We start from the raw sequence: 20,964 nt of genomic DNA on the forward strand, positions 1-20,964 counted from the left end.
GGCGCAGGCGGGGGCGCAACAGCTGCAGCAGATCCTGCCCCTGCGCAGCGACGAGGACGTCGTGCGCTTGCGCAAGCAGGTGCGCGACAGCATGGTCGCCATGGGTTTTGGCCTGATCGAACAGACCAAGATCATCACGGCGGCCAGCGAACTGGCGCGCAACACCCTGCGCTACGGCGGCGGCGGCGAGGCGCGCATCGCGCGCGTCAGCGATGGTGCGCGGCAGGGACTGGAACTGCGCTTTGTCGACGCGGGACCGGGCATCGACGATATTCCCCTGGCGCTGACCGATGGCTATACCAGCGGCGGCGGACTGGGACTGGGGCTGGGCGGCGCCAAGCGCCTGGCCGACGCATTTCACATCGACACGGCGCCCGGCGCGGGCACCACCGTCACCATCGCGAAATGGAAGCTGTTTTGAACCACCAGGAACCACAGCCTGACATTCTCAGGCAAAGAAGTTTTCCCATCGGCGAACCGAGCGAGATCGCCGCGGCCCGCCGCGCCGGCAACGAGCTGGCGCGCCGCATCGGCTTCGACGAAGTGCGCACGGGCCAGCTGGCCATCATCATCAGTGAAGCGGCGACCAACATCGTCAAGCACGCGCAGCGCGGCGAAATCCTGCTGCGCAAGGTGCTGCGCGGCGGCACCAGCGGCATCGAGGTGCTGGCCATCGACAACGGCCCCGGCATGGCCAATGTGCGCCAGCACATGCAGGATGGCCATTCGACCACGGGCACCTATGGCGTGGGGCTGGGCGCGATACGCCGCCTGGGCCAGGAATTCGACCTGTACACGGCACCCGGCAAGGGCACGGTGCTGATGGTGGTGGTCTGGGGGCAGCACGCCAGCAGCGCCATCCCCGCCCACCCGAACTGGCGCATCGGCGCCGTGTGCCTGCCGCTGGCCTCGGAACAGGTGTGCGGCGACGCGTGGAACGTGGTCTGCGAAGGCCATGAACTGAGCCTGATGGTGGCCGATGGCCTGGGCCACGGACCGCTGGCGGCGCGCGCGTCGGAACGCGCCAGCTCCCTGCTGGAAACCGACACGCCCGGCTTGCCGCCCCTGCCCGCCCCCTTCATCGAAATGGCCCACGGCGCCCTGCGCACGACGCGCGGCGCGGCGCTGGCGGTGGCGCATATCGACAGCGCGCGCCGCGAATTGCGCTATGCGGGCGTGGGCAACATCGCCGCCTGCGCCTTCGATGCGCAGCAGCGCCGGCATCTGCTGTCGCATAACGGCATCGTCGGCAGCAACCTGCGCAAGGTGCAGGAGTTCTGCTATCCGTGGCAGCTGGGCGCGACCTTGATCATGCACTCGGACGGCCTGCACACGCGCTGGGACCTGGAACAGTATCCGGGCCTGGCGCAATGCCACCCCAGCCTCGTCGCGGCCGTGCTGTACCGCGATTTTGCGCGCGGGCGCGACGACGTCACGGTGGTGGTGCTGCGCGAACATGAGGAATGCCCGGCCGTCACCGCGGAAAGGAGCGAAACAACATGACGCAACGCATATTGACGGCCCATATCGGCAGCGAACTCGATGTGGTGGGCGCGCGCCAGCGCGCGCGGCAGATCGCCGCCCTGTGCGGCTTCGGCGTGCAGGACCAGGTGCGCATCGCCACGGCCGTGTCGGAACTGGCCCGCAACGTCTATAACTACGCGGGCAGCGGCAAGGTGCATTTCGCCATCGATGGCCAGACGGCGCCGCAGGTGCTCAGCATCCGCATCGAGGACCAGGGCCCCGGCATCGCGCAGCTCGACAAGATATTGGCCGGCACCTACCGCTCGCCCACGGGCATGGGCCTGGGCATCCTGGGCGCGCAGCGCCTGATGGACCGCTGCCATATCCACAGCACGCCCGGCGAAGGTACGCAGATCACGCTGCACAAGCTGTTCCCGCGCGACGCGCCCCTGCTCGACGGGCAAAGCATCGGCACGCTGTCCGGCAGCCTGCAGGCGCTGCCGTCGGATATCACGCTGTCCGAGGTGCAGCAGCAGAACCGCGAACTGCTGAGCACACTGGCCGAACTGAAGACGCGCCAGGACGATTTGCTGCAGCTGACGCGCGAACTGGAAGACACCAACCGGGGCGTGGTGGCGCTGTTCGCGGAACTCGACGAAAAAGCCGACCACCTGCGCCGCGCCGACCAGATGAAATCGCGCTTCCTGTCGAACATGAGCCATGAATTCCGCACCCCGCTCAGCTCCATCCGCGCCCTGTCCAAGCTGCTGCTCGACCGTATCGACGGCGAGCTGTCGGAAGAGCAGGAAAAGCAGGTGATGTTCATCCTGCAAAGCGCCGTCAGTCTGAGCGACCTGGTGAACGATCTGCTGGACCTGGCCAAGATCGAGGCGGGCAAGGTCGACGTGCACGCCAACAGCTTCCAGGTGTCCGACCTGTTCAGCGCCCTGCGCGGCATGCTGCGCCCGCTGCTGGTGTCCGAGTCGCTCACCCTGACCTTCATCGACCCCGACCCGGCGCTGCACATCCATACGGATGAAGGCAAGCTGTCGCAAATCCTGCGCAACTTCATTTCCAACGCCCTCAAGTTCACCGAGGCCGGCGCCATCGTCGTCAGCGCCACGCCCTTGCCGGAGCAGGACGCCATCCGCTTTTCCGTCTCCGACACGGGCCTGGGCATCGATGCCGAAGACGTGCAGCTGATTTTCGAGGAATTCAGCCAGGTGGAAAACCACATGCAGCGCAAGGTCAAGGGCACAGGCCTGGGCCTGCCCCTGTGCCGCAACCTGGCTACACTGCTCAATGGCACGGTGTCCGTGGAAAGCACGCCTGGCGAGGGCTCGCTGTTTTCCGTCGTCCTGCCCACCAGCTACCATGCGCCCGAAGGCAGCCTGCCGCCATGCGCGCCGGCCAACGACAATGGCAACGACCAGCGCGTCGCCGTGCTGGTGGTGGAAGACAATCCGCCCGTGCGCCTGCTGTATGAAAAATTTTTGGCCGGCAGCGAATTTCGCGTCGTCCCCGCGCGCAGCGTGCGCGAGGCGCAGGAGCGCTGGGAACAGCAGCGCCCCGCCGCCGTCATCCTCGACATCCTGCTGCACGGCGAAACGGCCTGGCACTGGCTGGCCGAGCTGAAAAACGACCCGCTGCGGCGCCAGGTGCCCGTCATCGTCGCCACCGAGATCGACGACGTGCGCAAGGGCCTGGCCCTGGGCGCCGAGGCCTACTACATCAAGCCGCTGTCGCGCCAGCAATTGCTGGCGACCCTGCGCGCGCTGATCGGCAACACACATCACCGGCAAGAGCCGGCTCCGCCGCAAGGCACAACCACATGGGACAATGCGCATGCTACCGGATAACAACAGCGATGCTCTGATCCTGAACGTCGATGACAGCGATGGCGCACGCTACGCCAAATCGCGCATCCTCAAACGCGCCGGCTTCAAGGTCATTGAAGCCTCGAACGGCGGCGACGCGCTGCTGCGCGCCCGCCAGGACCGCCCCAACCTGATCCTCCTCGACGTCAAGCTGCCCGACATCAACGGCCTGGAAGTGTGCCGCCAGCTGAAAGGCGGCGCCGAGACGAACACCATCCTCGTGCTGCAGACGTCCGCTTCCTGCATCGGCACGGCCGACAAGATCCGCGCCCTCGACGGCGGCGCCGACAATTACCTGGTGGAGCCGATCGAAGCCGATGAACTGATCGCCAACGTCAAGGCGCTGCTGCGCCTGGGACGGGTCGAGCGCGCGCTGCGCGACGTGGATCGCCGCAAGGATGAATTCCTGGCCACCCTGGCGCACGAATTGCGCAACCCGCTGGGCCCCATCCGCACGGCACTGGCCCTGTTGTGCAAGCTCGACCCCGTCGTGCCGGCCGTGCAGGACAATGCGCGCCGCACCATAGCCCGCCACACGGACCACCTGGTGCGCCTGGTGGACGACCTGCTCGACGTGTCGCGCATTTCGCAGGGCAAGATCTCGCTGCAATGGGACAGCGTGAGCCTGCCCAGCGTCATCCGCAGCGCGCTGGAAACGAGCTCGCACAGCATCGAGGCGCGCGGCCATGCGCTCGACGTGCATCTGCCCAAGGAAGAACTGTGGGTCTGCGGCGACGCCGTGCGCCTGTCGCAGATCGTCGCCAACCTGCTGCTCAACGCGGCCAAGTTCACGGCGCCGGGCGGACGCATCGCCATTACCGCCGTACGCGAAGGCGACAATGTGCGCATCCGCCTGAGCGACAACGGCATCGGCATCGCCGCCGCCAGCATCGACAGCATCTTCGGCCTGTTCGAGCAGAGCGGCCATTCGCCCGACCGGGTGCAGGACGGCCTGGGCATCGGCCTGTCGCTGGTGCGCAACCTGGTGACCTTGCATGGCGGCCAGGTCAGCGTGCACAGCCCCGGCGTGGGGCTGGGCAGCACCTTCGAAGTGATCCTGCCCCTCGACGCCAACGTGCCAGCACCCGCCGCCGCGCCGGCGCCGGAGGCGGCCAGCGGCGGCAGCCAGCGCATCCTCGTCGTCGACGACAACTGCGATGCGGCCGACACCCTGGCCGAACTGCTGGAAATGTACGGCCACACGGTGCGCACTGCCTACACGGGGGCGCAGGCGACCGAGCGCACCCTGGAATTCAAGCCCGACATCGTCTTTCTCGACATCGGCCTGCCCGACATGAGCGGCTACGACGTGGCCGGTAAACTGCGCCAGCTGCCGATACCGCAGCAATTCCAGCTCGTGGCGCTGACCGGCTATGGCCAGGAACACGACCGCCAGGCGGCCCTGCAGGCCGGGTTCAACGAGCACTTCGCCAAGCCTGTCGATTTCGGCAAGCTGGCCATGCTGGGATTGCATATCGCACCGTGAGCGCGGTGGCGGCTGCGTGTTGCCAGGGGGTCCGCTATAATCGGCGGCCGCCTCACCTCTGGAACCATCACATGAAAACCCGCACGCCGCTGCTGCGCATCACCATGATACTGGGCGCCCTGCACGCCCTGCTGGGCTGGCTGCTGTTGCCTGCCCTGCCCGTCGGCCTGGCCGGCTGGCTGCTGGGCGGCGCCGTCTTGCTGGCCTCGACCATGCTCATGCCGATGACCATCTTCGCCCGCGCCGTCACCAACGATGCGCGCCTGGCCGACCGTTTGAGCTGGGCCGGCTCGCTGTGCATGGGCTTTTTTTCCTCGCTGTTCGTGCTCACCATGCTGCGCGAACTGCTGATGCTGGTTCCCGCCACCCGCCCGCATGCCCAGGCCTCGGCCGTGGCGGCGCTAGCCCTGGCCCTGCTGGCCACCGGCATCGGCTTCATCAACGCCCGCCGTGTGGCGCGCGTGCGCGAAGTGACTGTGCCGATTACCGGCCTGCCGGCCGCCTTGCACGGTTTGACCATCGTGCAGCTGAGCGACATTCACGTGGGCGCCACCATCAAGCGCGCCTACGTGGAAGCCATCGTCGCGCGCGCCAACGGCCTGCGGGCCGACCTCATAGCCATCACGGGCGACGTGGTCGACGGCACGGTGGCGCAGCTGGGCAGCCATACGGCGCCGCTGGGCGAGCTGCGCGCGCGCCATGGCGTCTTCCTCGTCACGGGCAACCACGAATACTATTCGGGCGCCACACCGTGGGTGGCGGAGTTCCGCCGCCTGGGCTTGCGCGTGCTGATGAACGAACATGCGGTGCTCGAACACGACGGCGCGCGCCTGGCGCTGGCCGGCGTCACCGATTTCAATGCCGGCGCCTTCGATCCCGATCAGCGCAGCGACCCGCAGGGCGCGATCGCCGGCGCACCGGCCGATATCCCGCGCATCCTGCTGGCACACCAGCCGCGCAGCGCGCCCGAGGCCGAAGCGGCCGGCTACGACCTGCAACTGTCGGGCCACACGCACGGGGGACAATTCTGGCCATGGAATCTGTTCGTGCCGCTGCAGCAGCCCTACGTGGCAGGCCTGCACCGGCGCGGCCGCCTGTGGATTTATGTCAGCCGCGGCACCGGGTACTGGGGGCCGCCCAAGCGCATCGGGGCGCCGGCGGAGATTACGAGATTGAGGCTGGTGGCGGCGTAGAACTTCAGGACAATACAGGGCGCACAGCTCTGCATCACCTGATTACAGCTGCCAAAAAATTCTCTGATGCTCTTGAGATGAAAGGATACGGCAGTTTTCAGTTACTTTGAGGATGATCCTGATGGTAATATAGGTTGCCATGATATCAACCTTAAAATCGATTACCCCATGACCTCATCGTTTAACTTTAGTGATCTTTGCGACCAGAATATCAATGTCTTGATTGGGTCCGGTGCCTCGTTTGGTTTATTCCCGACGTTGGAACTTGGAATTAAAGCAGATGATGGGACATATACTACGGTTGAATCTCTAGCGACCCTTTTCGCTGACCGATCAGACCCCCGATATTCAGCCCTCTTTATACACTACTACAAGACATGCATCGAACCCGTTCTCTCATTTGACTATTCAGGCGCAATGGGAACAGAGCCACAAGCTACCGTCTTGAAAAATTATCAAAAACTCCTCAGTTCGTTGCTCTTGCTGTTGAAGCGTAAGAAGTCAGATCAGCGCAAAGTATGCAACTTATTTACGACGAATTATGACGGATGCATTGCACACTCTGCGGAGGAACTCTGGAAGGAGCGCAAGCACGAGTTCTACCTTAATGATGGGACGACTGGTTTTAAGCGTCGCTATCTGGACGCCAGGAATTTCAGTACCGTAACGACACAAACCGGAGTATTTGGACGGCACCGCAATGAACTCCCCCAAGTCAACTTAATCCATTTACATGGTTCAAATTACTGGTTCAAAGATGCAGATCGCATACAAGTCAATTATCTGGCAAACAACGCGGATAGGTTGGTGACCTCAGGCGCGCTCACCAGATGCGATGATTTTTCAAACACACTACTCGATGCAACAAAGACGGTGAAAGACCTGCCAAATGTGAGATTTTTAGGAAAAGAAACTTCAGCATTTTGGTCAAAATACGATTTACTACCCATCGTAAATCCCACAAAGTGGAAGTTTCATGAAACTGTCTTTGAAGAACACTACTATCAGATGCTCCGATACCTGAGCTATGAACTTGAGAAGCCCCATGCTGTGTTGTTGACGTTCGGATTTTCATTTGCAGATGAACATATTCGTCAGTTGATTCGACGCTCATTATCGAATCCCTCACTTCAAGTTTATGTGTGCTGCTACAACGTGGGAGCAAAGGCCTCTATTGAAAAGCATTTTGGTGAGTTCCCGAACGTGCAAACTATCACTCTCGACGATCCGCTGGATTTCAGTGCATTCAATGATCAGGTATTTACTGCTTCGCCGCGCGTCGTTGGCGTAAAGGACGCATTGGCTGGAGTGGCTGCAGTATGACTATCCGCGTCGGAGAGGTCGTCGCTGTCGAAGGAACAAAAATTACAATTCGTATCTTCGAAGAATCGAATCGAGACACGCTTTTTTTGCATGGGGAAAAATATAAAGGCGTATCAATCCGGGAATATCTATCGATTCAACGTGGCTTCAAGGACATCATATGCTTAGTTCAAGGTGAATATCTGGATGAACGCCGATTCGAAGGTGACGGTAGTAGTTCGTACTTTGTCCGCCGAGTCGAAGTAAAACCAATCGGATATCTAGAAGAAGCTCGATTTAGAGAAGGAATAAAATTCCTTCCAATGATAAAAGACTCTGCTTTTCTCATGCAGGAGTCGGCTGTCAAGGCACTTTACGCATCAAAGGACGAGTCTAACGGTTTAATGATTGGACAGCTTCTTAAAGAAGAAATTCCAATAGCGATCCCATGGCAGCGCCTCTTCAATACGCACATTGGAATCTTTGGCAATACCGGCAGTGGAAAATCGAACACCCTCACCAAACTTTATACTGCATTGTTTGAAGCAAAATCACATAATTTCGCTGACAAAAGCAGATTTGTATTACTCGACTTCAACGGAGAATATACAAATAATCAGTTGATCGGCGCCGATCAAAAACGTGTTCTTTGTCTGCGGACTGGTGTTGACGGGGGAGACAAGATCACCATCAGCCAAGACGAATTTTGGCACACCGAAACGCTGTCGATTTTGTTTCAAGCAACCACTAACACGCAGCGACCATTTATCAATCGAGTCGTAACGAGCTGGGATAAACATCATAAACAAGTAAATAGTCTGGCACGCTTCTTTGCCTTTACTTGCAAATCAGTTTTCTCGTCGGCCGCTCCAAAGACTGAATGCCTGGACTTGCTACGGGTCGTATGCAAGTTAATTCAAGCCGAAGAATTGCAAGCGTTTCTTAGCACGGTCAATTGGCATAGTCAGCAGAGTAAGTTCTTTGTGGCAGGACCGCGGTTTTTCGACTCTGATGGGAATAGGTATGCTGCCTTACTGCAAGTATTAGTGAATGATGTGAACATAAATAATTTCAACGCATTCGATGAATTTTTGGTTCGTGCGCACCTTCATCTAACGCTTGACGTTTTAAGCGGCTTTGTTCAATTTGAACACATTCAGCCGTTACTCAAACGCAGTGAATCCGCGTTTACGAATCTAAGGCGGGTTGTCGATATTTCAGATGCATTACCCGACGCACGCATTCTGACAGTAATCTCGCTGCGCAATTGCAACCAAGATACTAAGAAAGTTCTCCCACTATTAGTGGCGAAGCACTATTACAACAGCCATCGTAGCAGCGTCGCGTCACCTCCCGATAGAACAATGCATTTGATCATTGATGAGGCCCACAACATTTTGTCGGAACAGTCATCAAGGGAGCACGAAATTTGGCGGGACTACCGCCTTGAGCTATTCGAAGAGATTATTAAAGAAGGACGCAAATTTGGCATGTTCTTGACTCTATCAAGCCAACGCCCGGCAGACATTTCTCCAACTATTGTCTCCCAACTTCACAATTTTTTTATTCATCGTTTAGTGAACGAGCGAGACCTATATTTGATCGACAACGCGATCAGCACGCTCGATCAGGTATCAAAATCACAGATTCCCAACCTGCCGAAGGGGTGCTGCATTGTGACTGGAACTTCATTTGACCTGCCGATGACTCTTCAAGTAGATCTTCTAGAGAGACATAAACAACCAGATAGCGAAGACGTGGATCTTGCTGATATCTGGTCCGAGAATATTAACGATCTAATTTAACTGTCGAAAAATCACGAGGAGCAAGAATGAGCGAGAATATCTATAACATTTTTTTGCTATTTGAGAACGACGTTTGTTCGGAACTAGCTTACAGAGTTCATCAATACGATGGAGCCGAAGAACATGCAATGGAATTCCTCAGGATTCAAGTTGAACAGGATTTTCGTTTGGCCACAAAATTCAAGCTGACTGGTCCATTCACACGGCAGCAATTTAACGCTCGTAGTCGCCTTGGGGACAGCCATTACCTAATCGAAGAATTTTTTGTACAGGGTGACGCTGGGCCCGCACCATTGCTCTGTATAACGCCTGTCAAGGATGGGAATTTCTTCTTTAACTATAGTTACTCGGGAGAATTAGATGTAAATGATGTGGCACAGACGCTTGGCGAGAGGGGCTATATGGACGATTGGCTCGTTAAGTACACGAACACATCAGGCATCAATCTTTCTTTGCTCATCCATGATGACTACTTCCTTGCTATAAAGCTCGTATTCAACAAACGGCTCTATGTATCGGCGATGAAATTATTGGTGTCGTGTATTGATAGCGTTGCGTATATCGAGTACGGTGACGTACCAGGGCAGCAGCCATTTATTCTATGGCTCGAGGCCTATGCTGATTTGGCGTCGCTCGGGATTACAGCCGCAGAGCTTTGGGAAATGCGCAATGGCATCTTGCACATGACGAGTATTAACTCGAAAAAAGTTCGCGCCAACAAGGTACGGCGCATCTCTTTTAGAGTTGGGGGATTAGGCAGCGCCGCGCAAAGCCCCTCTGGCGATGTCTATTATTTCGACTTCTACAGTTTAATCCAAGCCTTCGGTGCCGCTCAGGGACGATGGGTGGAGACTTACAATATCAACAGAGAAAAGTTTGCACAATTTGTCGAACGTTACGATGAAACAATTTCAGATAGTCGGCAAGCTATTTATACGACCAGTGAAAGTGGTCACTAATTAACCTATCGTCACAATCCGGTATTGCACCCACGTACGTCGTCAAGCTGCTGCCCACGCAGCTAAGTATGTGTATGCTGCTCCATTCACATTCAAAAGCAACCGGCAATATATATCTGGGAACTCTTGCTCATTAATCGGCCAGCATCAGCGCGGCGAAATCGCGCTGGCGGAATTGCTCCAGCAAAAAATCGACGAAGACGCGCGTCTTCGCCGGCAGCAGCTTCTTGCTCGGATAGTACACGGACAAAGGGCCGGAATCGGCATGCCAGCCGGGCAGCAGGCGGATCAACGCGCCGCTGCGCAAATGGGGCAGCGCATGCGGCATGGGCAGCAGCGCCACGCCAACGCCCAGGATGGCCGCCTGCGCCATCGCTTCCGGATCGTCGAAGATGGCGCGCGGACGGCATTCGGCCACGCCTTCGCCGCCCGAACCGTCGCGCAGTATCCAGCTGCGCAATCTGCCGCTGCCGGCCGAGCGGCGCGCCACGCCGTCGAAGTGCGCCAGGTCCGAAGGATGCGCGGGCATGGTTTTGCCCCGCATGAAGGCGGGCGACGCCGTGGCGACGATGTGGGCGTGGCCCAGTTCGCGCGCCACCACGCCCGGCGTCAATTCGATGCCACCGCCGATGGCCACGTCAAAACCTTCGCCGATCAAGTCCACTTGCCGGTTGTCGAAATGGCAGTCGGGGATGACGCCAGGGTGGCGCGCGATGAAGTCGCCCAGCAGGGGCACCACGTAGCTGCGCCCGAACGACGGCGCCATGCTGATTTTCAGTATGCCGGCCGGCTGGCCGCCCTCTTCGGCCACGCCGGCGATCGCTTCGCGCAAGGTGGACAGGGCGCCGCCTATCTGCTGCAGGAAACGTTCGCCCCCTTCCGTCAGGGTCAAACGGCGCGTGCTGCGCTGGAACAGCCGCACCCCCAAGCTCGCTTCCAGCCGCGCCACGTTCTTGCTGACGGCCGCCGGCGTCAGCCCCAGGCGGCGCGCGGCGGCCGAAAAGCTGCCCAGCTCGGCAGACAGCACAAACGATTGCAAGTGATTGAGGGCGTCCATGCCTGTATTCTACCCGCTCATTTGATACTCAAGGTTGAAAGTGATTGTAGCGATTCATGGCTAGCGCGGCAGGAATGAAAGGCAGATACTGAATTCCTCGACTCCCCACTTTGAAAGCTCATCATGCAAACCCAAGCCACCACTTCCCTGCCACTGCTGAACAAAATCGCCTTCGTCACCGGCGGCTCGCGCGGCATCGGCGCCGCCATCGTGCGCCGCCTGGCCAGCCAGGGCGCCAACGTCGTCTTCACCTATCAAAGTTCCGCCGCCGAAGCGCAGGCGCTGTCCGCCAAGGTGGAAGCGGCCGGCGGCAAGGCCCTGGGCGTGCAGGCCGATGCGGCCGACGCCGCCGCCCTGACGGCCGCCATCGCCAAGGTGGCGGCGCAGTTTGGCCGTGTCGACATCCTCGTCAACAATGCGGGCGTGTTCCTGCCCGGCGCCATCGACGACTTTTCGCTGGAAGACTTCGACAAGACCTTGAACGTCAACGTGCGCGCCGTCTTCGTCGCCATCAAGGCGGCCGTGGCGCACATGCCCACGGGCGGGCGCATCATCAATATCGGCAGCACGAATGCGCACCGCATGCCGTTCGGCGGCGCGGCCGCCTACGCCATGAGCAAGTCGGCGCTGAGCGGCCTGACGCAAGGCCTGTCGCGCGACCTGGGCCCGCGCGGCATCACCATCAACAATGTGGAACCGGGCCCCGTCGCCACGGACATGAACCCGCCCACGGGCGACTTCGCCGACCTGATGCACGGCCTGATGGCCCTGCCCCGCCACGGCACGGCCGATGAAATCGCCGGCATGGTCGCTTACCTGGCCAGCGCCGAGGCGGCGTTCGTCACGGGCGCCGGACTGAAGATCGATGGCGGTTTTGCCGCCTGATCGAGTCCGAACATCAGCGAACGGTGCGCCGCCACGCCGGCCATGGCGCCATCGGCCACCGCGAACGCCACGCTGCCCGCCATGCGGCCCGCGTCGCCGCAGCAAAAGACGCCGGGCACGCTGCTGGCCTTTTGCTCGTCGGTGCGCACGAACGGTCCCATGGGTCCCTCTTCCAGCAAGCAGCCCAATTCACCGGCCAGGGAACTGGCCAGGCGGGTGCGGGTCGCCACGAACAGGCCGGCCATCGCGTGGCGGCTGCCGTCCGCCATGACCACGTCGGCCACGCCGTCGATCCGCGCCACGGGCGTGCGCACCAGCTTGACGCCGCGCGCCTCCAGTTGCGCCAGCTGCGCCGCATCGGGCTCGAACGCGCCATTGAGGAAAAAAGTAACCGTACCCCAGTCGGGCAGCATCAAGGCATGGTGCATGGACAGGGGGCCGGTGGCCAGCACGCCGATGGCGCCCTGCTCCAGTTCATAGCCGTGGCAGTACGGGCAGTGAAAGACGCTGCCGCCCCAGCGCTCGGCCAGGCCGTCGACGGGCGGCAGTTCGTCGATCACGCCGGTGGCCAGCACGAGGCGGCGGCCGTGGACGACATGGCCGTCCGCCAGGGTCACGCCGAAGCCATCGCCATCGCTGCTGGCCGCCGCATGCACGGCCATGCCGTCCAGCCAGGTGACGGTGGCATACGCCATCAGCTGCGCCTTGCCCTCGGCCGCGATGGCGGCCGTGCCGCTGCCGTCCTGGGTCAGGAAACCGTGGGAATGGCTGGCGTAGCGGTTGCGCCGCTGGCCGCCGTCGATCACCAGCACGCGGCGGCGGGCGCGCGCCAGTTGCGTGGCGGCGGACAGGCCCGCGTAGCTGCCGCCGACGATGATGGCATCGAACGGAATGCCAGGCGATTCAGGAATGTGCATGCGGCGCTCCTTTGTGTGTGGCGTATTGTTGGCTGAAACGGTTGGCCAGGTCGGCCAGGGTGACGGCGCCAAGGCGCCGGATCAGCAGCGCCTCGGCTTCGCCGAAGGCGCCGGCCAGCGACTGGTTGACCACCTGCTCGACCAGACAGCCCGGCTGGTCGACGCGGTTGCCCATGGCGAAGATGGTGGGCGCCCCCACAGCCACGTAGATGTCTTGCAGGGTCACCTTGTGCAGGTCGCAGACGATGCGCCAGCCGCCGCCATGGCCCTTGTCCGACGCCACGTAGCCGCGCTCGCGCAAGCCGGCCATCACGCGCCGCACCAGCACGGGGTTGGTGTCCAGGTAGCCGGAGAGTTCCTCGGACGTCATCGGGCGTCCCGCATGGGCCATGTGCAGCAGCACATGGAGGATCGATGATAGTTTGCTGTCGCGTCTCATGTAACTAATGATAGTACATAATTTCCTCTTATGCAAACCAGTTGCAATTTCATGGCATAAAAAAAGGGCCAAGACTTTCCAGTCTGGCCCCAGCCTATGCTATCTGTTCAAGCTTACGCCGACTTGCGTCTGCGTCCCCGCCACCACAGCAGCAAGGCCAGCAGTACCAGCACGCCGACGATGATGCCCGCGCGGGCCAGGCCGATCAGGTTCGACGGTGCGCCGCCATTGCGCAAGGTCGTCACCTGCTCCGCCGTCACCTTGATGGCGGGATTGCCGTACATCCGCTGCACGTAGTTGCCGAGGGTGACGATCTGCTCGTCCGACAGGGTCTGGCGAAACGCGGGCATCAGGTGGCCGGCATGGCTACCCTTGCCATCCTGCCGCTCCACGCCATCGAGGATGGCCATCACCAGGTTGTTGCTGTTGCTGCGGCCCGTCGCCGAATTGTGGAACAGGGGCGGCAAGCTGCCGTCGAAACTGCCCTCGCCCTTCGCCTGGTGGCAGCTGGCGCACTGCGCATCGTAGAGCTGCGCACCCGACATCCTGTTTAGGTTCTGCGGCAGCGGCACGCCGCGGATGCTGCTCAACTCGTCGCCAGCCTGGCCCCATTGCGTCACCGCTTTCACGTCCGCCTTGTCGCGGATGGCGGGCACGCTCTTGATGTAGTGCGCGATGGCGCTCAGGTCCGCGTCGCTCAGGTGCTTCAGGCTATGGTCGATGGCTTCGGCCATCGGTCCGGCCGCCTGCCCCCGGTGCGCGGCGCGGCCCGTGCGCAGGTAGCCGGCCAGGTCTTGCTGGCTCCAGCTGCCGATGCCGCTGTTGACGTCCGACGTGATGTTCGGCGCGTACCAGGTGCCCAGATCAAAGCCGCCCAGCTCCTTCGACAGCTGCTCCGCCATCAGGGCATTGCGCGGCGTGTGGCACGTGGTGCAGTGGGCCAGGCCTTGCGCCAGGTAGGCGCCACGGTTCCACTCCATGCTTTTCGACGTATCGGCCACGAACGGTTTTTTATCGAGGAAGAGCAGATTCCAGCCCGCCATCGACAAACGGATATTGAACGGGAACGGCAAGTCCGTCTGCTTCGCCGGCGCCGTGTCCACCGCCGCCACGCCATGCATGAAGTAGGCGTACAGGGCGGCCGTGTCGTCATCCGTCACCTTGGCGTAGGCCGTATAGGGCATGGCCGGGTACAGGTGTGCGCCATCGGCCCGCACGCCATGGCGCACGGCGGCGGAAAACTGCGCCAGCGTGTAGTTGCCGATGCCATGCGTTGTCGACGGCGTGATGTTGGTGGCGACGATGGCGCCCAGCGGCGTGGCCAGGGCCAGGCCGCCCGCCATCGGCTTGCCGCCAGGCACGCTGTGGCAGGCGATGCAGTCGCCGGCCGTGGCCAGGTAGCGGCCACGTTCGATCGATTGCACGTCCGCGCCCGGCGCTTGCGCCGCCAGCACGGGCAAGGCCAGTGCCAGCAAGGCGGCGCCGGCCGCCATTCTGAAGGTCGCCATCATGCCGTGCCTCCCTGTTGTTCGTCGAGGATATGCTTGACGGTGCGCAGTGCCACGGCCAGGCCGTTTTCCGTCGAATTGCAGGTGCCCGACGTGGGCAGCACGCCGGTGCTGCACAGGAACAGGTTGGCATGGTCGAAGGTGCGGCCCCACTGGTCGCACACGGCCTTGGCCGGGTCGGACCCCATCGACAGGGTGCCGCAGATGTGCTGGTTGTTGGCGAACACGCCTTCCTTGCTGTGGCGCAGATTGGTGCCGCCCATCAGTTTGGCGATGCGCTCGAAATCCTGCTTCGAGCGCTCGTGGCCCCGCTTGGTGTACTCGTCGATCGCATAGTGCGCCTGCGGCTTGGGGATGCCCATGGCATCCTTCTCGCGGCTGAGGGCGATGCGGTTTTCCCGGTTCGGCAGTACTTCCAGCACGTTTTTCAAGCTCATCTCACGCGCCGAGCGGAAACGCAGCTGCTGTTCGAATGCTTCGCCAAACACGCCCTTGCCGATCAACTCCCTGGTCGCACCATCGACGCGCGAAATGTTCGTGAAATCGAGGCGGTACGGCGAATGCTGGCTGCGGAAGTCGCCGTCGCGCATGGTGTTGATGGAATTGGGGCTTTGCGGGCCCCGGCCCAGCCACAGGTCTTCATCGGCGTCGAAGGTGATCGACGTGCTCGGGTGGTCCATCAGGTTGCGGCCCACCATGTCGCTGCTGTTGGCCAGGCCGTTCGGGTACTTGTCCGTGGCGGAAACGAGCAGCAAACGGGGGCTTTCGATGCCGTTGGCGGCCAGGATGAAGGTCTTGGCCGTCACGCGGTGGCTCTTTTTATCCACGTCGTAGTACAGGGCGGCCGTGATGCGGCCCTGCGCGTCGTGTTCCAGCTTGTAGACGTTGGCGTTGCAGACGATTTTGACGCCCGCCGCTTCCGCCTGCAGCGCGGCGATGCCGCCATGGTATTGCGCGTCGATGGGACAGATCGGCTGGCAGCTGTTGTTGCCGCAACAGGCCGGACGGCCATCGTAGCTGACGCTGTTGCGCGCCACCGTGTTGCCGACCACTTTATATGAGGGGTCGAGGCGTTCGCGGATGCGGCGCATGGCGTACGGTTCCGTCACGGCATCCATCGGGAATGGCTGCTTGCGCGGCGAACCCGTGTTCTCGGCACCCGAGACGCCCATGATCTCTTCCGCTTCCTGGTAGAACGGCTCCAGGTCTTCATAGCTGATGGGCCAGTCGACGCCCACGCCATACAGGGTATGGATGCGGAAATCGTTCGGCACGTTGCGCCAGGCCTGCGCTGCCCAGTGCCACGAGGTGCCGCCGAACTGGCGGATGTATTCGGCCGGGTATGGATACGGTCCGGCCTGCACCAGGTAACCGTTGTCCTTCGGCTGGTAGATCGGGTGCGGCGCCGTGGCGACGGACGGATACGGCGACATCCAGTCGCTGCGGCGCGTCGTGTTGCGGAAACGGGCGACGATTTCGCCGCGCGACACGCGCGGACCCGCTTCGAGGATCAGCACCGAGGCGCCCGCCAGCGCCAGCTTGCGCGCGGCCAGGGAACCGATGATGCCGGAGCCGATGACAAGGTAATCGGCGGAGAGTTCTTCAGCCATGATGACTCCTTAAATTGGTTTTCTGGCCCAGCTGCCGTAGGCGCCGTAGGAATACGTGGGAGGTTTGAGCACGTCGGCGACGACGGCCGCGTTCAGCGCCTGCTCGTAGGCGACGCAGACGGCCGCCTCGCCCGTGCCGACGATGCCCAGGTACCAGGCGCTGGCGATCTGGCGCGGCAAGGCAGCCAGCGGCGACTGGGCCGGGTCCGGTGCGTCGAGCGCTTCCTGCAGGCCGGCAGCCTGCAAGCCCTGCGCATTGATCAGCGCCAGCAGCGCACGCACCTTCGCGGGGAAGGCGGCGTCCTGCGCCACCAGCGCGTCATACAGGCGCGTGGCCAGCACGGGGTCGAGCACTTGCCGTCCCACCAGCATGGCCGACACGCCGAGGAAGGCGCCCTGCTCCGCATTGGCGACCGGTTCGGCCAGCGCCCAGGGAATCAGCGCCGCGGCCGAAGCCGACAGCAGGCCGGCCAGCACCATGCGGCGGCCGGGATTCAGAGGGCCGCGGCCCTCCTTATTATGTGTAGCGTCCAATTGAAGCTCCCGTGAGTTCAGCAACCGTTCAGAAAGAATGCTTGAGACCGACCATCACCACCGTCTGCCCGCCGTTCGACGACGGCGTGCCGTTTTGCGAATCGCCGATCGAGGCGACGGCGTTGACGATGGCACCGTCCTGCCCCAGGGTCTGGCCGCGCGCCAGCTGGCGCGCTTCGATCAGGTAGATCGCCGTGCGCTTCGACAGCGCGTAATTCTGCTCGAACGACAGCTGGCGGTAGCGCGCGCGGTCGGCGATGCCGTTGGCGTGGCTGGCGAAGGTATCGCTGTAGCCGGCGGACAGGAACCACTGCGGCGTCCACTGGTAGCTGGCGATCAGGCCGGCCGTGTTGAAGATGGCCGTGTCGCGGAAGGCCGAGCGGCTGCCCGCCTGGTACTGCACGTTGCTGGCATTGGCGCCCACCATCCACTTGCCCATGGTGTAGCGCGCGCTGGCGGCGATGAATGCGATGCTTTCGGCCGAGGCGTAGCCCTGGTTGAGGGCGGAAATGCCGAAGCTGCCCGAAGCATTGTCGCTCCAGCCGGCGCCGTTCTGCCCATTTTTCAGTTTCAGGTAGCCGAGCGCGAATTCGGCTGGCGACGTGCTGTACTTGACGGCGGCGCTGAAGCTGCTGCCCACGGCATTGCCGTCGGCCGCTTCGCCAAAGCCGTATTGCGCGCTGGCCTGCAGGCCGCGCCATGCGGGCATGCTGTAGGTGACGGAATTGCTGATGCGCACGGTCGTATCGAGGCCGTCGATGTCGCCCGGGTGGGCGCCGGTGGCGCCCGTCAAGACGTTGCTCGATGCCAGGGAACCCACGAGCAGGTAGTACGGCGTGTACTGGCGACCCGCCGTCACGGTGCCGTAGGCTGCCGATTGCAAGCCCACATAGGCCTGGCGGTTGAACAGGGAGCTGGCCGAACTTTGCGCGCCTGTATCGCTTTCAAAGCCGTTTTCCAGCAGGAACAGCGCCTTCAGGTCGCCGCCCAGGTCTTCCACGCCCTGGAAACCGATCTTGCTGGCGGACAAGCTGCCGCTGCGCATATAGGTATTCGACTTGCCGCCCTGGTTGCTCGCGTACGCGGTGGCCGCGTCGACCACGCCGTAAATGGTGGCATTGCTCTGAGCGCAAACGTTTGCGCCGATGAGCGTGGAGACAGCCAGCGCCGCGGCGCGCATGCATGGTGTGTTCATTTTTTTCCTGACTTTCCTGTTTTATCTGGCGAAATACGGGCGTGGCGCCGCGTTGCAGTCCCCTCCCGCGAGAGCGGGCGTCCGCTGTTCTTCTTGATTTGGATCAAGTGAAGCAAATTATACGCTTATTTACTCACATATAAGTGATTGACTGTAAGGCTTAGTCTTATAGCAAATCCGGCAGGCGTGCGGGCGCACGCCCCGCAGCACGGGGAAGTCACAGGGACAGGCATGGGAAAAGCAACGGCGGCGCATGCTGAAAAACACGCGCCCGATGGCGTTAGGAACGGGGGAGATGGGAGCGGGGTTGCCGCTCAGCGCAGGATGGCGGGCGCCACCGGCAGGGTTTCAAGAGCAATAAACGCTTCCAGGGCGCGGCGCATGTCTTCGAACACTTGCTTGCCGTAAGCCGCTTCCAGGTGGGCATACTGCAGGTCGATCAGCTTGCCCATCTGCATCAGCAAACTGGCGCCCGCTTCGGACAGGTGCACCTTGCGGCGGCGCTGGTCGCCTTCGAACTTGCTGCGCCCGATCAGGCCGATCTCTTCCATGCGCGCCAGGATGCCGCTCATGCTGGGGCTCGAAATCTGGCAGATCTCGCACAGCTCGCGCGGCTCCAGGGTCGGGCTTTCATTCAGCGCGCGCATGATGCGCCACTGCTGCTCCGTCACGCCGAAGTGATTGAGGATGGGGCGGAAATGCTGGAGCAGGCTGTCGCGGGCCTTCAGCAGCAGTTGCGGCATGTTCGGATAACGGATCGGTAGCTGCAAGTGGAACTCCAGGGTGGGCCAGCACAATGAGCGTCATTATACGACTGGCCCGGGGACAATAGCGGCAAAATTCCCCTTCCCTGCCGCTCCCGTGCCATGGCGTCAGCTTTTGGTTTTTCTCTGCTCGGGGATGAAGTGTTCGCGCACGGCCTTGGCCAGCAGCTCCGGTGGCAGCAAGCCCTGCCCGAGCAGGAAGTTGTTGAACGCCAGGCGGTCGAATTTCTCGCCCAGCGCCAGCTCCGTTTCGGCGCGCAGCTGCAGGATGCGCGTATAGCCATAGAAATAGCTGCCCGCCTGGCCCGGCATGTTGAAGGTGTAGCGGTCCAGCTCCTGGCGCGCCATCGGTTTCGACAGCATCACTTCATCCGTCAGGATGCGCCCCGCTTCCTCGCGCGTGACCTGCCCCAGGTTCAGCATCGGGTCGAGCATGGCGCGCGCCGCGCGCAGCATGCGGAACTGCAGCGCGATGAACTGGCCCTCGGCCGGCTCGTACGGAATCATCTCCGCTTCCGCGTACAGCGCCCAGCCTTCCACGTTGACGCTGTTGAACGCGTACAGGCTGCGCGCCTGCGACACGCCACGCTCCACCATGGCGCTGAACTGCAGCTCGTGGCCTGGGCGGCCCTCGTGCGCGCTCAGGGTCCAGGCGGCGCCCGCGAAATTGAAATCGTCATACGCTTCGCCCTTGCCGCTGGCGGCCGGATTGCTGACGGGGAGGACGAACTGGCCGTGCTCGCCCGTATTACCGATCAGCGGAGGCGGACGCATATGCGGCGCCGGCTGGGCCGCCGATTCGGCGGCGGACGCCAGGCGCATGGTCATGGCGCGCGCAGGAATATCGACCACGCGCTGCCGGGCGATGCGCTGTTCCAGCTGCGTATTGACGCCCTTGTAGTGCGCTTCGAGCTGCTCATTGGGGATGGAATCGCTCTTCAGCGCGCGCATCACCTGGCGGTAGTCCGTGCCGTCGACGCCCTTCAAGGCCAGCTTGGCCGCCACCACGGGCGCCAGCGCCTGCATGGCGGCGCGCGTTTCCAGGTAAGCCACCTGAGCCCGTTCGACCAGCGCGCGCGGCTCGATATCGATGCCCACCTGTTTCAGGCGGAACGCATACAGCTCGGGCGCCATGCGGAAATCCGTGCGCGACAAGGGCAGCACCACCTGCTTTTCCCACGCCGCATACTCGTTCAACTGCTGCTCCATGGCGGCCAGCGCGGGTTCGGCGCCCGCGATCTTCATGTCGGCAAACAGCTTGCGGATGCCGGCGATATACGTGGGCACGTTTTCCAGCGACTGCTCCACCTGCAGGCGCACGGGTCCCGCCAGGCCGGGCTGGCCGATCTTTTCCGTGAAGCGCGCCTTGGCCTGCTGCGTGATCGGCGTGCTGCCCGGGAACTGGCCCACGTAGCGCTGCAGGCGTTCGAGCGCCCTGGCGCGGCGCGCGGCCGGACGCTGCTCCTGCAGCAGGCTTTGCATGCTGCCAAAGACCATTTGCGGCACATCGACCCACGGCAGGGTGTATTTGGCTTCCAGCTGCGTGCCCATGATTTCCTGGCCGACGGCGCCGATCAGGATTTCCAGGTCCTGGCGTATGCGCTCGTCGCGTTCCAGTTCCAGCTTTTGCTGCAATTGCGCGCGCGCCTTCCGCATGGCCGCCACATGGCGCTCGGTGATGTTCGGCCCCAGGTCGGCGGCCAGGCCGTCGTACTGGGCCAGGCCCGTATCGGAGGCGTCTTCGGGCGAGAACTGCGCCTGCGCCGCCAGCACGATGGCCGCGTTGCGGTTGCTCGCTTCAACCCAGGCCGATGAAGCGCCGGCAGTTGCAGGAACGGCGGTCATGGCGGGCATGGTAAACGCGATGGAGAGTGCGGCTACCAGCACGGTCTTGCACAATTGCGGAGTGACGGACATCGGGGGATTCCTTCCTGAGGTGAACGATGAGCGAAGCGGCGAGTATCGGCCA

Annotated in this window: 18 protein-coding genes; 9 read left to right on the forward strand and 9 right to left on the reverse strand. The window is 62.1% G+C overall.

Annotation, left to right across the window (positions count from 1 at the left end; genetic code table 11):
• Window positions 1-22: 22 nt before the first annotated feature.
• The 8 genes from IGS55_RS04425 (at window position 23) to IGS55_RS04460 (ending at window position 10,086) form a co-directional block, all read left to right on the forward strand.
• Window positions 23-421, forward strand: a complete 399-nt coding sequence (locus IGS55_RS04425; protein WP_268992017.1) for an ATP-binding protein — start codon at window positions 23-25, stop codon at window positions 419-421.
• Window positions 418-1,503: an ATP-binding SpoIIE family protein phosphatase gene (locus IGS55_RS04430; protein WP_230518535.1), complete on the forward strand. Its 1,086-nt coding sequence runs from the start codon at window positions 418-420 to the stop codon at window positions 1,501-1,503. The genes IGS55_RS04425 and IGS55_RS04430 overlap by 4 nt, the downstream gene beginning before the upstream one ends.
• On the forward strand, window positions 1,500-3,323 hold the full coding sequence (locus tag IGS55_RS04435) for an ATP-binding protein (protein WP_230518536.1): 1,824 nt from the start codon (window positions 1,500-1,502) through the stop codon (window positions 3,321-3,323). Before IGS55_RS04430 ends, IGS55_RS04435 begins: the two co-directional genes overlap by 4 nt.
• Window positions 3,310-4,827 carry an ATP-binding response regulator gene (locus IGS55_RS04440; RefSeq protein ID WP_230518537.1) on the forward strand — a complete coding sequence of 506 codons (1,518 nt, stop codon included), beginning with the start codon at window positions 3,310-3,312 and terminating at the stop codon, window positions 4,825-4,827. Before IGS55_RS04435 ends, IGS55_RS04440 begins: the two co-directional genes overlap by 14 nt.
• A 71-nt stretch (window positions 4,828-4,898) precedes the next feature.
• Complete coding sequence (locus IGS55_RS04445) at window positions 4,899-6,020, forward strand: metallophosphoesterase (RefSeq protein WP_230518538.1); 1,122 nt, start codon at window positions 4,899-4,901, stop codon at window positions 6,018-6,020.
• 168 nt (window positions 6,021-6,188) lie between these two features.
• Window positions 6,189-7,343: an SIR2 family protein gene (locus IGS55_RS04450; protein WP_230518539.1), complete on the forward strand. Its 1,155-nt coding sequence runs from the start codon at window positions 6,189-6,191 to the stop codon at window positions 7,341-7,343.
• Window positions 7,340-9,127 (forward strand): ATP-binding protein, encoded by a 1,788-nt coding sequence (locus IGS55_RS04455; protein ID WP_230518540.1) that lies wholly within the window; start codon window positions 7,340-7,342, stop codon window positions 9,125-9,127. Before IGS55_RS04450 ends, IGS55_RS04455 begins: the two co-directional genes overlap by 4 nt.
• Window positions 9,128-9,153: 26 nt before the next feature.
• Window positions 9,154-10,086, forward strand: a complete 933-nt coding sequence (locus IGS55_RS04460) for a hypothetical protein (RefSeq protein WP_230518541.1) — start codon at window positions 9,154-9,156, stop codon at window positions 10,084-10,086.
• Window positions 10,087-10,219: 133 nt separating this feature from the next.
• Here IGS55_RS04460 and IGS55_RS04465 read toward each other — a convergent pair whose 3' ends face one another.
• Window positions 10,220-11,143, reverse strand: a complete 924-nt coding sequence (locus IGS55_RS04465; RefSeq protein WP_230518542.1) for a LysR family transcriptional regulator — start codon at window positions 11,141-11,143, stop codon at window positions 10,220-10,222.
• A gap of 123 nt (window positions 11,144-11,266) precedes the next feature.
• Between IGS55_RS04465 and IGS55_RS04470 the strand changes: the two genes are divergently transcribed.
• Entirely contained in the window at window positions 11,267-12,028 is a 762-nt protein-coding gene (locus IGS55_RS04470; protein WP_230518543.1) for an SDR family oxidoreductase, read from the forward strand.
• Here the strand turns inward: IGS55_RS04470 and IGS55_RS04475 are convergent.
• The 8 genes from IGS55_RS04475 to IGS55_RS04510 all read right to left on the reverse strand — a co-directional run bounded on the left by IGS55_RS04475 (window position 11,956) and on the right by IGS55_RS04510 (window position 20,912).
• Entirely contained in the window at window positions 11,956-12,945 is a 990-nt protein-coding gene (locus tag IGS55_RS04475; protein ID WP_230518544.1) for an NAD(P)/FAD-dependent oxidoreductase, read from the reverse strand. The two genes, IGS55_RS04470 and IGS55_RS04475, sit on opposite strands and share 73 nt — an antisense overlap.
• Entirely contained in the window at window positions 12,932-13,384 is a 453-nt protein-coding gene (locus IGS55_RS04480; protein WP_230518545.1) for an RrF2 family transcriptional regulator, read from the reverse strand. The genes IGS55_RS04475 and IGS55_RS04480 overlap by 14 nt, the downstream gene beginning before the upstream one ends.
• Window positions 13,385-13,497: 113 nt before the next feature.
• Window positions 13,498-14,895, reverse strand: coding sequence for a c-type cytochrome (locus IGS55_RS04485; RefSeq protein ID WP_230518546.1), 1,398 nt, complete (start codon window positions 14,893-14,895; stop codon window positions 13,498-13,500).
• Complete coding sequence (locus tag IGS55_RS04490; RefSeq protein WP_230518547.1) at window positions 14,892-16,502, reverse strand: GMC family oxidoreductase; 1,611 nt, start codon at window positions 16,500-16,502, stop codon at window positions 14,892-14,894. Before IGS55_RS04490 ends, IGS55_RS04485 begins: the two co-directional genes overlap by 4 nt.
• Before the next feature lie 9 nt (window positions 16,503-16,511).
• Window positions 16,512-17,036, reverse strand: a complete 525-nt coding sequence (locus tag IGS55_RS04495; protein ID WP_230518548.1) for a sorbitol dehydrogenase family protein — start codon at window positions 17,034-17,036, stop codon at window positions 16,512-16,514.
• Window positions 17,037-17,064: 28 nt separating this feature from the next.
• Window positions 17,065-18,231 carry a porin gene (locus tag IGS55_RS04500; RefSeq protein WP_230518549.1) on the reverse strand — a complete coding sequence of 389 codons (1,167 nt, stop codon included), beginning with the start codon at window positions 18,229-18,231 and terminating at the stop codon, window positions 17,065-17,067.
• A gap of 314 nt (window positions 18,232-18,545) precedes the next feature.
• The gene (gene hpaR / locus IGS55_RS04505; RefSeq protein WP_223278727.1) at window positions 18,546-19,001 is read right to left on the reverse strand and encodes a homoprotocatechuate degradation operon regulator HpaR; all 456 of its coding nucleotides are present in this window, start codon (window positions 18,999-19,001) and stop codon (window positions 18,546-18,548) included.
• Window positions 19,002-19,103: 102 nt separating this feature from the next.
• A complete protein-coding gene (locus tag IGS55_RS04510; RefSeq protein WP_230518550.1) occupies window positions 19,104-20,912 on the reverse strand; it encodes a DUF885 domain-containing protein in 1,809 nt (602 codons plus the stop codon).
• Window positions 20,913-20,964 lie beyond the last annotated feature (52 nt).

The sequence above is a fragment of the Janthinobacterium sp. EB271-G4-3-2 genome (genome assembly GCF_020858035.1).
Classification (GTDB): Bacteria; Pseudomonadota; Gammaproteobacteria; order Burkholderiales; family Burkholderiaceae_D; genus Janthinobacterium; species Janthinobacterium aestuarii.

Excerpts from the sequence above, each read along its gene's own strand:
- IGS55_RS04435 (WP_230518536.1), top strand. The coding sequence starts at position 1,500 with ATGACGCAACGCATATTGACGGCCCATATCGGCAGCGAACTCGATGTG.
- IGS55_RS04440 (WP_230518537.1), top strand. The coding sequence starts at position 3,310 with ATGCTACCGGATAACAACAGCGATGCTCTGATCCTGAACGTCGATGAC.
- IGS55_RS04445 (WP_230518538.1), top strand. The coding sequence starts at position 4,899 with ATGAAAACCCGCACGCCGCTGCTGCGCATCACCATGATACTGGGCGCC.
- IGS55_RS04450 (WP_230518539.1), top strand. The coding sequence starts at position 6,189 with ATGACCTCATCGTTTAACTTTAGTGATCTTTGCGACCAGAATATCAAT.
- IGS55_RS04455 (WP_230518540.1), top strand. The coding sequence starts at position 7,340 with ATGACTATCCGCGTCGGAGAGGTCGTCGCTGTCGAAGGAACAAAAATT.
- IGS55_RS04460 (WP_230518541.1), top strand. The coding sequence starts at position 9,154 with ATGAGCGAGAATATCTATAACATTTTTTTGCTATTTGAGAACGACGTT.
- IGS55_RS04465 (WP_230518542.1), bottom strand. The coding sequence starts at position 11,143 with ATGGACGCCCTCAATCACTTGCAATCGTTTGTGCTGTCTGCCGAGCTG.
- IGS55_RS04470 (WP_230518543.1), top strand. The coding sequence starts at position 11,267 with ATGCAAACCCAAGCCACCACTTCCCTGCCACTGCTGAACAAAATCGCC.
- IGS55_RS04475 (WP_230518544.1), bottom strand. The coding sequence starts at position 12,945 with ATGCACATTCCTGAATCGCCTGGCATTCCGTTCGATGCCATCATCGTC.
- IGS55_RS04480 (WP_230518545.1), bottom strand. The coding sequence starts at position 13,384 with ATGAGACGCGACAGCAAACTATCATCGATCCTCCATGTGCTGCTGCAC.
- IGS55_RS04485 (WP_230518546.1), bottom strand. The coding sequence starts at position 14,895 with ATGATGGCGACCTTCAGAATGGCGGCCGGCGCCGCCTTGCTGGCACTG.
- IGS55_RS04490 (WP_230518547.1), bottom strand. The coding sequence starts at position 16,502 with ATGGCTGAAGAACTCTCCGCCGATTACCTTGTCATCGGCTCCGGCATC.
- IGS55_RS04500 (WP_230518549.1), bottom strand. The coding sequence starts at position 18,231 with ATGAACACACCATGCATGCGCGCCGCGGCGCTGGCTGTCTCCACGCTC.
- IGS55_RS04510 (WP_230518550.1), bottom strand. The coding sequence starts at position 20,912 with ATGTCCGTCACTCCGCAATTGTGCAAGACCGTGCTGGTAGCCGCACTC.